General features: G+C 58.9%; 11 protein-coding genes and 1 other RNA gene. 8 read left to right on the forward strand and 4 right to left on the reverse strand.

Annotation, left to right across the window (positions count from 1 at the left end; genetic code table 11):
* The first annotated feature begins 143 nt into the window (after nt 1-143).
* From NZ960_01355 to NZ960_01365, 3 genes are all read left to right on the forward strand, one after another.
* A complete protein-coding gene (locus NZ960_01355) occupies nt 144-1,049 on the forward strand; it encodes a cation diffusion facilitator family transporter (GenBank protein ID MCS7176266.1) in 906 nt (301 codons plus the stop codon).
* A gap of 104 nt (nt 1,050-1,153) precedes the next feature.
* Entirely contained in the window at nt 1,154-3,958 is a 2,805-nt protein-coding gene (locus NZ960_01360) for a TonB-dependent receptor (GenBank protein MCS7176267.1), read from the forward strand.
* 1 nt (nt 3,959) lies between these two features.
* The gene (locus tag NZ960_01365; protein ID MCS7176268.1) at nt 3,960-6,026 is read left to right on the forward strand and encodes a T9SS type A sorting domain-containing protein; all 2,067 of its coding nucleotides are present in this window, start codon (nt 3,960-3,962) and stop codon (nt 6,024-6,026) included.
* A 133-nt stretch (nt 6,027-6,159) separates the two neighbouring features.
* On the opposite strand, the gene ssrA is transcribed toward NZ960_01365, so the two are convergent.
* The 4 genes from ssrA to NZ960_01385 form a co-directional block, all read right to left on the reverse strand.
* Nucleotides 6,160-6,536: a transfer-messenger RNA gene (ssrA, locus tag NZ960_01370) on the reverse strand.
* A 148-nt stretch (nt 6,537-6,684) separates the two neighbouring features.
* On the reverse strand, nt 6,685-8,340 hold the full coding sequence (gene argS / locus NZ960_01375; protein ID MCS7176269.1) for an arginine--tRNA ligase: 1,656 nt from the start codon (nt 8,338-8,340) through the stop codon (nt 6,685-6,687).
* Between the two features lies 1 nt (nt 8,341).
* A complete protein-coding gene (gene rsfS, locus NZ960_01380; protein ID MCS7176270.1) occupies nt 8,342-8,755 on the reverse strand; it encodes a ribosome silencing factor in 414 nt (137 codons plus the stop codon).
* The gene (locus tag NZ960_01385) at nt 8,752-9,195 is read right to left on the reverse strand and encodes a LytR C-terminal domain-containing protein (protein MCS7176271.1); all 444 of its coding nucleotides are present in this window, start codon (nt 9,193-9,195) and stop codon (nt 8,752-8,754) included. Before NZ960_01385 ends, rsfS begins: the two co-directional genes overlap by 4 nt.
* 161 nt (nt 9,196-9,356) lie before the next feature.
* On the opposite strand from NZ960_01385, the gene NZ960_01390 reads away from it, so the two are divergent.
* The 5 genes from NZ960_01390 to eno all read left to right on the forward strand — a co-directional run bounded on the left by NZ960_01390 (nt 9,357) and on the right by eno (nt 13,956).
* Nucleotides 9,357-9,758: a hypothetical protein gene (locus NZ960_01390; GenBank protein MCS7176272.1), complete on the forward strand. Its 402-nt coding sequence runs from the start codon at nt 9,357-9,359 to the stop codon at nt 9,756-9,758.
* A 700-nt stretch (nt 9,759-10,458) separates the two neighbouring features.
* The gene (locus NZ960_01395; protein ID MCS7176273.1) at nt 10,459-11,901 is read left to right on the forward strand and encodes an NADP-dependent isocitrate dehydrogenase; all 1,443 of its coding nucleotides are present in this window, start codon (nt 10,459-10,461) and stop codon (nt 11,899-11,901) included.
* 94 nt (nt 11,902-11,995) lie between these two features.
* The gene (gene trxA, locus NZ960_01400; GenBank protein MCS7176274.1) at nt 11,996-12,355 is read left to right on the forward strand and encodes a thioredoxin; all 360 of its coding nucleotides are present in this window, start codon (nt 11,996-11,998) and stop codon (nt 12,353-12,355) included.
* Nucleotides 12,330-12,626: a 4a-hydroxytetrahydrobiopterin dehydratase gene (locus tag NZ960_01405; GenBank protein MCS7176275.1), complete on the forward strand. Its 297-nt coding sequence runs from the start codon at nt 12,330-12,332 to the stop codon at nt 12,624-12,626. The genes trxA and NZ960_01405 overlap by 26 nt, the downstream gene beginning before the upstream one ends.
* A 19-nt stretch (nt 12,627-12,645) precedes the next feature.
* The gene (gene eno / locus NZ960_01410) at nt 12,646-13,956 is read left to right on the forward strand and encodes a phosphopyruvate hydratase (GenBank protein ID MCS7176276.1); all 1,311 of its coding nucleotides are present in this window, start codon (nt 12,646-12,648) and stop codon (nt 13,954-13,956) included.
* Nucleotides 13,957-13,963 lie beyond the last annotated feature (7 nt).

Below are 13,963 nucleotides of genomic sequence, written 5' to 3' on the forward strand. Positions count from 1 at the left end.
CGCATAGTACTTGTGTCCCTCCCCTAAGGTTCCTTTGGGAATAAGTGCAAAAGTAGGGGATCGGCAGCCATGATACGGCACGTTGGTTGAGCTACCCTGGACAAAGTTGCGATGCGTCAATAGTACGCAGCAGAGAGGTATTAGTGGCCGTGCTGCATGCGACATATCGTGACGAGGGTTGGCGCCTCCGAGGGGCGCTCCTCCTGACTTGTGGACTCGTCGTCATCCAGGCTGTAGGGGCATGGTGGTCGAGCAGCCTTGCTCTGCTGTCGGATACGGGGCATTTGTTGACCGATCTCTTGACGCAACTGGCTGCGTACGTAGGGCTGTCCATCGCCAGCTACTCACCGCGTCCTGGCTCTCGCTTCACTTATGGGCTGCACCGGGTAGAAGTGGTCGTGGGAATTGTCAGTGCGGCATTCCTCTTGGTGCTCTGTGGATGGATAGCATGGGAGGCATTCGAGCGCCTGTGGACCCCCTATTCTGTCCTCCCACTGCCGATGGTTATCGCTGCACTTGTGGGGTTGGTGGGGAATGCTGTGGTGGTTGCCTTCCTGCGGCACGCTCATAGCCTTAGCACCCGGGCAGCGTACCTCCATGCGCTCAGCGACATGGCATCGTCGTTAGCTGTTGTGGTTGCTGGCGCAGCTTTGTGGTGGACAGGTGCTGCATGGATTGATCCGGTACTCTCGCTCGTTCTAGTTGGCTTCTTACTTCGGCATACGCTTGTGCTGTTGTGGGAGGCGCTAGGGATTGTGCTGGAAGCGTCTCCACGCGGGGTATCAGTCCCTCAGGTAGAGGAGGCACTTCGCCAGCTACCGGGCGTGCTGGATGTCCATGATTTGCACGTGTGGGGAATTGCCTCGCAAGAGGCAGTGCTGAGTGCTCATTTGGTTGTGGACTCCTCGGCCGCTACAGCCACTGTGCTCGAGCAAGCACAGAAAGTGCTCCAAGAGCGCTTTGGAATTCACCACAGCACGTTGCAGCTTGAGTCATCCGAGTTTGCGCAGGCCCGGCAGTGTGCGAACTGCTGCTACGCTGGGCGGTGAGGGGACCTGTTACGCTTTCGTAACGTGCAGGTAACACCCAGGTTGCAGTGCTGGGGGAATTTCGCGCCTGGCAGAGGGTACGTGTCACAACATTTGCAGCTCCAATGGGATTTCTGAGTGTGTGCGCTGCTGCCTTACTGGTTGGTCATGCCATTGCCACGGCGCAGAGTAGCGACGGGCTGTTACGAGGGATCGTGCAGGATGCCGAGACGGGTGAGGGGCTGGGGAGGGCCACGATTATAGTGATGGGGCGCGATACAACAGGGGCCTTTGCAGACTTCCGAGGGAACTTTCGGCTGCGGGTCAAGCCGGGTCAGTACCGTCTCCGAGTATCCATGGTGGGCTACTCGGCAATGGAGCGCGAGCTCACAGTCCGGGCTGGCGACTCCGTCTGGCTGAGTGTTCGCCTCTACCCGACGGTACGGCAGATGGAAGGGGCCGTTGTGGAGGCTCGTCGCGACCGAGCGAGCGCGGAGAGTGCGATTAGCGTTCGGCGGTCTGCGACGGCCGTCGTGGAGGTCGTAGGAGCAGAGCAGTTGCGCCTCAGTGGAGATGCTGATGCAGGGCAAGCCCTCCAGCGGATCAGCAGCGTGACCGTTATGGAAGGGAAGTACCTCTTCGTACGTGGTACGAACGAGCGCTACAGCACAATCCTGCTCAACGGGCTGCCAGTTGCAATGTCGGAACCAGACCGCCGCGGCATAGCCTTAGAACTCTTCCCCACAGAGCTCCTAGAGCAAGTCTCTGTTGCAAAGGCTGCTACTGCTGAGAGCCCTGTTGCCGCAGGTGGGGTTGTAGAGCTACGGACGGTGGACATCCCGGATCGCCCCTTCATCCAGCTACGCTTGGGCAGTCCATACATTGCCGGGACGAGCTTTCGGAAGAACGGTTACTGGCACTACCCTGCAGGACCCCAGGACTGGCTGGCATGGGACACCGAGTGGCGCCATATGCCGCCCGGGATACCTAGCTCGCGGCGTGAAATGAGCGAACTCCTACGGGCTGTGTGGAATCCATACGACACAACAGGAGCACAGCAGCGGTGGGTAGAGCTTGGGCGCGGCTTCAACAATCAGCTCTGGAGGCGGGATACGACAACGGTTTCCGTGTTGCCCAACTTCCAGTTGGCGGCTGGATGGAGTTCGCCAATTGGGACTGCGTCTGAAGTAGGACTCGTGGGAACCCTACTCTACGAGCGTTCGGCGGCTATTCGAGAGGGACTCTGGCGTGGGCTCTTGGCAGACCGTCAGCTCCTATTCGAACACGCGGGCAGAGAGGCCAATCGTGGTACCAGCTTAGCAGCGTTGCTCAATGTCGGCTATCGTCTCGGGGACGCGCATCGTTTCCATCTCCGTAACCTCTTTAGCCGTTCGCTCTCAGACCGCTTCCTGTTCTTAGAGGGGGCTGATTTTCAATACCAGATGCTCCAGCTGCGCCACTACGTCTACCACCTGACGCAGTATCAGTTCTGGAACAGCCAGCTAGGGGGCGAGCATGCTCTCAATGGTTACGCGCTGGCATGGGAGTTCAGTCGTGGGGAAGCTCGGCAGCAGCAACCGGACTACCGCCGTCTCCGGTACCAGCGCCAGATCCACAGCAACCCCGACGATCCTTACGTAGCTGAGATTCCGGCGACCCAACAGGGCGACGGAACGCGGGCCGGGCGGTACTTCATAGACCTCCTGGAGAAGACCTCAGCAGCGAAGGTTCGGGGGCGCCTTCCATTGGCGGTCGGTTCACTGCAGCTTGGGTTCTCCTGGGAGCAGCGTCAGCGGCATTTTACAGCGCGCTCCATTACCCTCGTCCAGGCCCGAGGGGGAGCGCGTGACGTTGATCTGACGCTGCCGCCAGAGGAGCTCCTCCGCCCGGAGAACTTCCGCGAAGACGGACTTGGGATTTCTGAGGATACGAAGCTGAGCGACTCCTACCAGGCTGGTGAAAAGGTGTGGGCAACCTACGCGATTGGTGAAATCCCGGCGAACTTCTTGCAGCTCTCGCTTCGCTTCGCCGTGGGAGTCCGAGCAGAGTTAGCGCAGCAGGACCTGTCAACCCACTACATCAACGACCAGCCATTGAGCGAGCACCGTCAATGGCTCAACTGGCTACCGACTGTCAACGCGGTGCTCCGTCTCAGCGATCAATTCCAGATCCGAAGTGCGCTCTTCCGCTCGGTGACCCGTCCAACATTCCGAGAGGTTGCTCCTTTCGCTTTCTTCGATGTGACGGAACAGGCGCTCGTCCAAGGGAATCCTCTACTGAAGCCTGCTGAGACGTGGAGTGCAGAGCTGCGGATGGAATGGTACCCGACACTATCGGAGTACTTCAGCGTGGGGGTCTTCGGTAAGCGGATCACAAACGCGATCGAAGAGACGATCTTCCCGCAGCAGAGCGAGCTAACACGCACGTTTGCAAACTCCGAAAATCCAGCGCAACTATGGGGAATTGAGCTGGAAGGTCGGAAGAACCTCAGCTTCCTGGGTCCTTGGGGGCAGAGCATAGTGCTCTTCGGCAACTACAGCTACGTCCATGGGCGAGTTGGGGTGCGGAGCGGCGGTCTGATTGTAAAACGACAATTGTGGGGACAGGCGCCGTACAGCCTGAACGCTGGGATTGTCTGGCAAGCACCGTGGAAAGGGGAGCTGAGCTTGCAATGGAATCGGATTGGGCGGCGGATCGTGAAGGTAGGCCAGCCTGAACAGTACTCCTTCCCCGATCCCCACATCTACGAGGTGCCGCGCAACTTGGTGGATGTCGTGTACTTGCAGTCCTTGCCAGCAGGGCTCTCGCTCAGCGTCAAGGTGAAGAATCTGCTGCAGAGCCCTGTGCGATGGGAGCAAGGAGGCATCGAAGTCCATCGGTATGCGGAGCCGAGAGTTGTGAGCGTGAGCGTAAGCTACCGGCTGCAGTGAGATGGCCGGATGGTTGTCGTGGTATGTCGGTCTTAACTTCGGGGTAAAGATGAAGCGGGTTGCGCACGTGCTCTTTGGGTTCGTTGTAGGAAGTTCCCTCCTGCTCGCCCAGCTTCCAACGAGCGTGCAGCTTCGAAAGCCGGAAGGCGGCAAGACCTACCGCGCTGGGACATCGCAGGACCTAGAGTGGTACTGGGATACCACTGGCAGGGGGAACGTGTATCCTGTCTGGCGCTTCCAGTTCGGGACGTCTCCGAACGGACCCTGGCAGGACTTGCCGGGGGCAACGGCGGTGAAGGATAGCGGGCGGACACGTCTCCGGTACGCCGGTGGGTTCCGTGTGCCGGCTGTGCGGACAACCTCTGGTTACGTGCGGATTGTGCTCGTCAATCCAGATGGTACCCTCAATGAAGCTGTCTCTGACGTGAACGATGCCCCATTCACAATTGACCAGCCCCAGCCAATTCGAGCTGACTCCGTCCTTCGAGATCCCATCCGGACGACGGTGACACTCTCGCGCGGTAAGATTTACCAGCTCGATGGTTACGTCTTCGTAGATAGTGGCGGAGTACTGCGGATTGAGCCAGGCACAATCATCATCGGTGATACCGTTGGGCAGAACTCTGCGCTGTGCATCAATCGCGGAGGTATCATCTATGCCGACGGGCGTCCCGATGCCCCGATTGTCTTCACTAGCTCTGCACCTCCAGGGCAGCGTGCGCCGGGTGATTGGGGTGGTGTGCTGATCTGCGGCCGTGCACGCATCAACAACCCTGGTGGGCAGGCAGCTTTAGAGGGTGGGATTGCCGATGCTCAACGAGTCCGGGGATGGTTCGGTGGCAACGATGACAACGACAGCTCTGGAGTTCTGCGCTACGTCCGGATCGAATTCGCTGGAATTGCGGCCTTCCCGAACCAAGAGCTCAACAGCCTAACGATGGGCGGCGTTGGGCGTCGGACGGTGATTGAGAATGTCCAAGTCTCGTACGCAAATGATGACGCCTTCGAGTGGTTTGGTGGCACAGTAGACGCTCGGAATTTGATCAGCTATGCCACGTTGGACGACGACTTCGACGGTGATAACGGCTGGCGTGGGCGGGTGCAGTTCGGGTTGGTGGTGCGCCGGCCGCAGTTAGCCGACGTTTCTACCAGTCAGGCGTTTGAGATGGACAATGATGCTGCAGCTTCATTCAACCAGCCATATACTGCGCCCATCTTCTCCAACATCACCGTCATTGGTCCGCTCCAGGATACTTCGTGGGCGGCTGGGCAGAATTTCAGCCGATTCTTTGGAGCTGCCATCCAGATCCGCCGTAACGCGCGGACGAGCATCTTCAACTCTGTCATCTTGGGGTGGCCTCGGGGAGTCGAGATTGCGAACACGAACACGATGGCTGCCGCTCAGGCTGACTCCGTACAGATCCGCCACTGTTCCTTCTTCGGTATCAAGGGGACATGGCTGAACTTCGCCGGTGGAACGCCGCCGTCAGGCATGACAACCGACTGGATTGCAACGCCGGCCTTCCGAAACGAGCTCTACAAGGAGTCACCGCTGCTAGCAGCGCTCTACAACCCCTTTGCCTACGACGACAATGTGCTCTTCGATCCGCGGCCGCGACCATCGGCTCCGTACTTGAATACGGCTTCGTTTGATCGTAGCGGAGTCGTTGCCATAGACGATCCCTGGTTCCAGCGTGTCTCCTACCGCGGAGCTTTCCACGATCGCCGCTGGGACCTCCCATGGGCGAACTATGACCCAGTGCGGACAGACTACGCCGTTTCAGTCAATGAACCATGGCATCACTGGGCTACACGACTGGAAGTCTTCCCCAATCCAGTAGCGTCGGAAGTTGCGTGGATCCGGTACGAAGTGCCGATGGATTCGCCAGTACGGCTGGAGATCGTCACGGCCCTCGGTGAAGTCGTGTGGCAGGAGGCAGCACAACTTCTGCCGCAGGGAATCTACGAACGGCCGGTACCGATTGGACTACTGGGTTCTGGAACGTACTTTGTCCGCCTGCAGACTGCCGAAGGAGTTGTCACGCAACCCCTCTGCCGCTTGCGCTAACCCCCGTAGGGATACGGGGCAGCAGCGCCCACAAAAGCCTACGCCCCCGGGTTGCCGGGGGCGTAGGTTTTTTGGGTGGGTGGAGGTATGTACGGCAGGGCGTTGTGGTGGTGAAATTGAGAGGGCAGGGATATCGTGGAGATGGTGGGAGTCGAACCCACGTCCAAGATGTGAACTCAGGAGTCTCTCCATGCTCAGCCACCCTTTCTGACTTCGCTCTGGCGGCTCCGGGTGGCGGGACGTCCAGAGCTATCGCCGTCTCGCTTCAGCGCTTTCGGCGCCCGGCGATGGCCCCGAAGGCACTGCCCATCTGAGGTCCACGCCTGGTGCAGGACGGATGGGCACGTCATCTGCCCAGACGATGGCGCCTAATCCCTCGGATTAGGCGGCCATGCGGTACGAGACCGCGTCGGCACTTTTTGTCCGCCGGTTGTATTAACGTGCTCACCGGCGAAGCACGGCATGCAACCCCTGAGTTCTCTCATCTTGTCGAGACCCAGGTCCATCCCCGTTCGAGCAGTCCTATAGACGTCGTAGCGGCAGTGTATAGTCTACGCCACAACTCAGGCTGACCACTAAGCCTCGGGTTGCGGTCCTAAGCTACCCCGGGGTGTCTCAGGAATGTGCTCCTCGAGCTACGAACATGGGGTAGTACCCATCAGTCTTGGAGGCGCTCCATCCGTTCCGGAGCGCTGACGCCGAGAATTGCGAGTCCGTTACGCAGGACGCGCTGAGTGGCGCGGGCCATGACGAGTCGAGCATGCATTTGCTCTGCTGTCTCTGCTCCGACGATACGGTGACTGTGGTAGAACGAGTGGAAGGCTTGCGCGACTTCGCGGAGGTACTCCGCCAAAAGTTGTGGCTCGTAGAGGCGAGCGGCCTTGCGAACTCGTTCCGGAAAGCGTACGAGGAGCTTAATGAGGGTCTGTTCAGCCGGGAGTACAAGACAGCGGAGATCAGCCGTTTCATCAGGCACAATCCCACGTTCTGCCGCATGCCGAAAGATGGAGCAGATGCGAGCGTGGGCATACTGGAGGTAGAACACAGGATTGGCTTCTGTCTGCTGACGGGCAAGCTCCAGGTCAAATTCCAGATGTGTGCTCGGTGCCCGGAGGAGGAAGAAGAAGCGGACGACATCAGGCCCGACCTCCTCTAATAGCTCGTCGAGCGTGTAGCTCTTGCCAGAACGCTTGGACATCTTGACTTGCTGTCCCCCTTCTACAAGCGTGACGAACTGGTGGAGGACGACTTTGACACAGGAAGTGTCGTATCCTAAGGCGCGGAGGGCTGTCAGCACATCCTCTATTGTCGTGATGTGGTCGGCGCCAAGCACGTCGACGATGAGGTCATAGCCGCGTTCTAGCTTGTCTCGGTGATAAGCGATGTCAGGGAGGCGGTAGGTGCCTTCTCTGCTGGATTTTACGAGTACGCGGTCTTGCCGTCCAAAGCGGCTGAGGGCTATCCAGAGTGCTCCATCTCGCTCGTACACAAGGCCCCGCTCCTGCAGTGCTGCTATGATGGCATCCACCTTACCATCACGGTAGAGCGAGTCCTCGTTGAAGTAGACGTCGTGCCGGATTCCCATGCGTTCTAAGGTCCTCCGGATACGGTCAAAGCACCATGCCTCGGCTATGCGACGGCTGAGGCTGAGGTGCTCTTCATTCGGCTCGCGGAGTGAGTCGCCGTACTGGTGCAGAAGCTCGCGGGCGATTTCCCAGATGTAGTCTCCATGGTAGCCATCTTCGGGGAAGGGATAGTCGTCGCCTAAGAGCTGTCGGTAGCGGGCATAGACGCTCTGTCCGAGGAGCGCCATCTGCCGGCCAGCATTGTTGAAGTAGTACTCCCGCGTTACATCGTAGCCACACCACTGGAGGAGGTTTGCGATCGTATCTCCCAGAGCGGCATTGCGGCCATGGCCTAAATGCAGGGGGCCCGTGGGGTTGGCTGAGACATACTCCACGTTTGCTCGCTTGCCTGCCCCTTCCGAGAGCCGTCCGAATTCGTCGCCGGCATCAGCGATCGTGCGGAGCAACCGAGCGAAGAAGTGTGGAGTAAAGCGGAAGTTGATGAACCCAGGACCTGCGAGCTCCACAGCACAGTCTTCGGGAGGGAGCTGGAGGTGACGCAGGAGTTCCTCTGCAATCTGGCGTGGTGGACGCCGTAGTGGGCGAGCAAGCTGCAGAGCAACGGTCGTAGCAAGGTCCCCATGTTCAGGGACCTTGGGGACCTCTAGCTCTGGGGTTACGAGCCCGGCTGCCCCAATGCGTTCTAATGCCTGCTGTAGAAAGGGCTCAACGTAGCTCTCCAGCAGCATCCTAGGAGCTTTCTACAGTGGGGACACTCACCGTATACAATCGCCGGCTTTGCTCCGAGAAGCGGAGCTGCGGAACGTCACCCCACAGGCGCTCCAGACGATAGTATGCGCGCGTCTGGGGACGGAAGAGGTGGACGACGACGCTGCCATAGTCCAGCAGTACCCATTGCAGGGCTTCCCAACCTTCGCGTCGTGGCTTGGGGATGCCACGCGTGTGCATAGCCTCCTCTATCGCCATCGCTACCGCTTGGATATGGGGCTCTGTCTCGCACGTGGCAAGGACGAAGTAGTCCGCTGGTGCGTTCTTGAGGACCTCGAGGCGTAGCACCAAGATGTCGTCTGCCTTCTTCTCCCACGCAACACGAGCACATAGTTGGGCAATGCCTCTGGACGTTCGGAGCGGTGCCCGCTTCATCGGGATGCAAAGGGCATGGTCTGGAGGATGTCTAACCCCAGCACGAGCGAGCAGTGAACGTAGAGATTGGAGTCTGGACGCGACAGCACCGCTGCTTCCGGTAGTCCGGCAAGCCTTGCTACATAACGAGCAAGACGCTGAGAGCCGACGTGATCCCAGACGGCTGAATGGGTCATAACCGCTTCAGCATTTGCAATCTCCACGACGTCAATGCCGGAGCGCCGCAGGTACTCCATCATCCGGCGAGCGGCTTTAGGGTAGCCACAGGCGTTGAGGATGCGAACCTGTAGGGTCTCTCCAGGTAGCAGCCGCTCCTCTGTGTGCAAAGGGAGGGGGCCTGCGGCCAGGGTCCAGCGGTAGACTAACGACACGCTACCAAGTACCACGAATCCTCCCAAAAGGAGCGTGGCAAGGTTGTACCACCACCGTCGGTGCGCCATGCTGTAGGGTAGTGACGGCTGTCGCAAAAATACGCAAAGCCTTTTCTAGGGGACTTTCTAGGCCGACTTCCAGAGTGAGACACTGCTTCGGAGGGAGAGAGTCTTGCTCAAGCCTCCGGCGAAGATGCCGATACTTCCACTGCCACATGATGGAGGGAGCGATGTCAGCAACTGAGGCTGCCCTACAGACACTGGAAGAGCTGTTGACAACCCTCCAGCGAATGGCATGGCAGCAGCGGGAGGCGCTCGTTGCACTCCGTGTTGGTGTGGTTGAGGCCCTGGCAGCTCAGCAGAACGCTCTCCTGCAGCAGCTCCAGGATTGGCAGCAGCGGTTCGCATCATTACCAGAGACACTGAGGCGAGAGCCTTCCCTCCAACAGCGGTGGAAGCGGTTACGGATTCAGGCAGCAGAGGTGCAGCGTCTGCTACAGCTGAACCGAGTTCTGGCGCAGCGGGCCCAGCACCACACAACGGCGCTTTTGGAGGCACTGCTGCCGGAAGGCTACCTCTATGACCGGCAGGTGCAGTGGTGCAGTGCTGATGAGCTTCTGTGCTCTCCGTAACTGCTCAGAGTTCCTTCCCAGCACATTAGTCGGCAGGTAGTCCTACGCCGCCAGTGATGATGAGGCGTAGCGATACCAAAAGCGGAGGGGAGCTACGACGCGGAGTTGGAAACGCACTGGGAAGACAGTAGCGCTCGCTGCGGTTGCTACGTTGAATTCCCACCGCTCCGGTGCGATGACACCAGCCTTCGATGGCCTCCAGGGTGTCCTGCCCGGCTCTGAGGGCCCTGGGATGTCAGCTTAGAGGCTGGGTTCCGCTGGGGAACTCAGGGGCATTTACATCGCGCATGCTTCTAAGCAGCGCTGCAGCACTATCGCGTTGGCCTATACTCGGCGCAGCGCCATGGACTAGTGCCAGGACTAGGATTTGCTTGACTCCCTGCCGGGCTGGTATGGAGGCAAATGCAAATCCTCGAAGGTGCTAGAGTGCTACAACTGGCGATACCTGGGTGCTGTATGACTGCCTTTGGGGACGTGCCAGTAGCAGGTACCATCCGTCGTGGGCAAGAGCTTGAGCGCTTGCGATGCAGGTGAGAGCTCTGCCGACCTCAAAGACAAGCCCTCCATGAGTTAAGCGAAGCCCCTTGCTCCAATGTTTGAGACTAGGGTTGGAAGAACGCAGGGGCGGAGGCCATAGGTAGGTGGTAGGCAGGATTCCTATTTTTGTCGCTGCCTGAGGTGCAACGGACTGGCGCTGCTCATGGCACGGTACCGCGTAACGCTGATTCCCGGTGATGGTATTGGTCCCGAGGTGATCGGCGCAGCCCGCCGCATCTTGGAGGCTGCTGGTGTTCCGATTGAGTGGGAGGTCTGCGAAGCTGGGGCAAGTGTGTTTCGCAAGGGGATTGAGTCAGGAGTGCCGCCGGAGACGATCGAGTCTATCCGACGAACACGTGTGGTTCTGAAGGGGCCGCTGGAGACACCAGTCGGCTACGGGGAGAAGAGTGCGAACGTGACCCTTCGCAAGCTCTTTGAGACCTATGCCAACATCCGACCTGTGCGGGAGTTCCCGAACGTTAAGACTCCCTACAGTGGGCGGGGAATCGACCTCGTGGTGGTGCGGGAGAACGTGGAGGACCTCTACGCTGCCATCGAACACATGCAGACGCCTGGGGTTGCGCAGGCGCTCAAGCTAATCTCCCGCAAGGGCTGCGAGAAGGTCATCCGCCTCGCTTTTGAACTGGCTCGGGCTGAAGGGCGCCGTAGTGTCCACTGCGCTACCAAGGCCAACATCCTGAAGCTCACCGAAGGGATGATGAAACGGACCTTCGAAGAGGTTGCCCGCGATTACCCCGATATAGAAGCCCACCACATCATTGTGGACAACTGCGCTCACCAGCTCGTCAAGCGTCCGGAGCAGTTCGAGGTGATCGTTACGACGAACATGAACGGGGATATCCTCAGCGACTTAACCTCGGCACTCATCGGTGGGCTCGGTTTTGCTTCCTCTGCCAACATCGGTGATGAGGTGGCCATCTTTGAGGCAGTCCATGGCTCTGCGCCGAAGTATGCAGGCAAGAACGTGGCCAATCCTACAGCGGTGATCGGCTCGGCAATCCTCATGCTCCGGTACTTGGGTGAGTTTGAGAAGGCCGAGCTCATCGAGAATGCCCTGTTGGTAACGCTGGAGGAAGGCAAAGTCTTGACGGGCGATGTAGTCGGCTACGACCGTGGGGCCTCCACAACTGCTTATGCAGAAGCGATTATTGACAACTTGGGGCGAAAGCCAGAGACCGTCAGCGTTCGGCAGTACAAGCCTCTGCAGATTCCTAGGCTTAGCAAGGCCCTCGCGTGGGTGCGGCCGCAGCAGCGGCAGGTCGTCGGGGTGGATGTCTTCGTGGAAACGGAAGACCTGCCGGAGCAGTTGGGGCCGGAACTGGAACGGTTAGTCCAAGGGACAGTCTTCCGGCTGAAGATGGTCTCTAACCGAGGGACGAAAGTATACCCACCCACGGGGGCCATGCCGGATTACGTAGACCACTACCGCTGCCGATTCCTAGCGAGGGACGGGGAGACGGTAGAGAACAGCCACATTATCGAACTCCTTCGCCGTATTGGAGAGCGGTACTGCTGGATGCACGTGGAGAAGCTGACGCTGATAGATGGAGCGATGGGCTTTACGAAAGCACAAGGCGAAGACTGAGGTACAGACGGGCCTTAACTGAGCGGCAGCTAGTAGCCCCCAAGCTTTTGCTAATTTTGCCGGTAGTCCTTTGGTACCTAAGCAAGGGTGCTCCATGAAGCCAGTAGAAGTCTCCGACCAAACCTTTACCACAGAGGTCTTGCAACACCCTGGAGTTGTTCTTGTGGACTTCTGGGCAGCATGGTGTGGGCCGTGCCGAATGATTGCACCGATTGTGGAGGAAATTGCTCATGAGTATGCCAGTAGGGGTGTCAAGGTCGCGAAGGTGGATGTGGATCGGAATCCCCGCGTTGCGTTGCAGTACGGAATTCGAGCTATACCATCCCTCCTGTTCTTCCGTGGCGGAGAGCATGTGGATACGGTAATCGGGGCCGTACCGAAGGGCTACCTCGTTGAGCGGCTGGAGGCACTCTTGGCAGAAACAGAGGATGGCACGACCGCCGCTGCTCGCTGAGGAGGAACTTCAGCAGGCACTGCAGGAGTTACCGCTCTGGCAGCGTGAGGGGAATACGCTCGTCCGAGAGTTTGTCGCTCCCAACTTCGCCGCGGCGGTGGGGCTCTTGAATGCGATTGCTGTCTTGGCTGAAGGGATGGATCATCACCCGGATTTGCTGCTGTACGGATGGAACAAGTTGCGGGTAACCCTCACAACACATGACCGCGGTGGGCTGACGGAACTAGATATCCGCTTGGCGAAGGCAATAGAGCAGCTACGCTTCTTCTAAGCGAGGGGGACGAGGGTCGATGAGGGATAGGTGTACCCTCATTGAGCGCGTGCAGGCGCGGGAGATTCTCGACTCGCGGGGGCATCCAACGATAGAGGTGGAAGTAGTGCTCAGCGGAGGTGCTTGTGGACGTGCGGCTGCGCCAGCAGGTGCTAGCACCGGTAGGAATGAAGCTCAAGAGCTGCGGGATGGTGGACAGCGATTTCGAGGGCGAGGTGTTCGGAAGGCAGTTGCCAACGTTCACGAGCGGATTGCTCCAGCCCTGCGAGGGATGGATGCGACAGAACAATGGTCGATTGACCGACGGCTGCTAGAGTTAGACGGAACTCCAACGAAGTCAGAACTTGGTGCTAATGCAATTGTCGGCGTTTCGCTAGCAGTAGCGCGAGCAGCGGCAGCAGCGCTTGGCCTCCCACTCTTTACCTACCTCGGTGGTAGGGCCGCTCGACACCTGCCCGTCCCACTCTTCAACGTGCTGAATGGCGGTCGGCATGCAGACAATACCCTAGACGTTCAGGAGTTCTTGCTCATCCCTCATGGAATGCCATCCTTTGCTGAAGCTCTGCGGGCAGGTGCGGAAGTCTATGCAGCGCTGCGTGAGCTCTTTCGGGCCGGGGGATATGGTACGGCGGTCGGCGATGAGGGTGGGTTCTCTCCATCTGGGATTAAGTCGCACGAGGAGGCGATAGAGCTCTTGCTACAGGCGATTGAGCAGGCAGGGTATGTGCCGGGACGCCAGATTGCTCTTGGCCTAGACGTTGCGGCTAGCGAGCTTGCAGAGGGCAACACCTACGACTTCAAACGGTCTGGCAAAGGGAGGCAAACCGCCGACGAACTCATTGCTTGGTACGAGGAGCTTGCTCGGCAGTATCCCTTAGTTCTCCTGGAAGATGGACTCGGTGAGCTGGATTGGGAGGGATGGCGCCGACTGACGCAACGCTTAGGTAAGCAGCTCTTGTTAGTTGGGGATGACCTCTTTGTGACCAATCCAAAGCTGCTGCAACGTGGGATTGCAGAAGGGGTCGCAAATGCTATCCTCATCAAGCCGAACCAGATTGGGACACTCAGCGAGACAATCGAGGCTGTCCAAATAGCTCACCGAGCGCACTACCGCACAATTCTCTCCCATCGCTCTGGTGAGACGGAAGACCCCATCATCGCCCATCTCGCTGTCGGCTTAGGGGCACATGGTCTGAAAGCAGGGGCTCCCTGCCGAGGCGAGCGGACGGCAAAGTACAACGAGCTGCTCCGGATCGAGGAAGCGTTGGGGTCAGACGCTGTGTACATTGGGACAGCAGGTCTCTTCCCACAGGTGGTCTCACACACCTGAGGAGCAA

This window comes from Candidatus Kapaibacterium sp., assembly GCA_025059875.1.
GTDB lineage: Bacteria > Bacteroidota > Ignavibacteria > Kapaibacteriales > HRBIN21 > HRBIN21.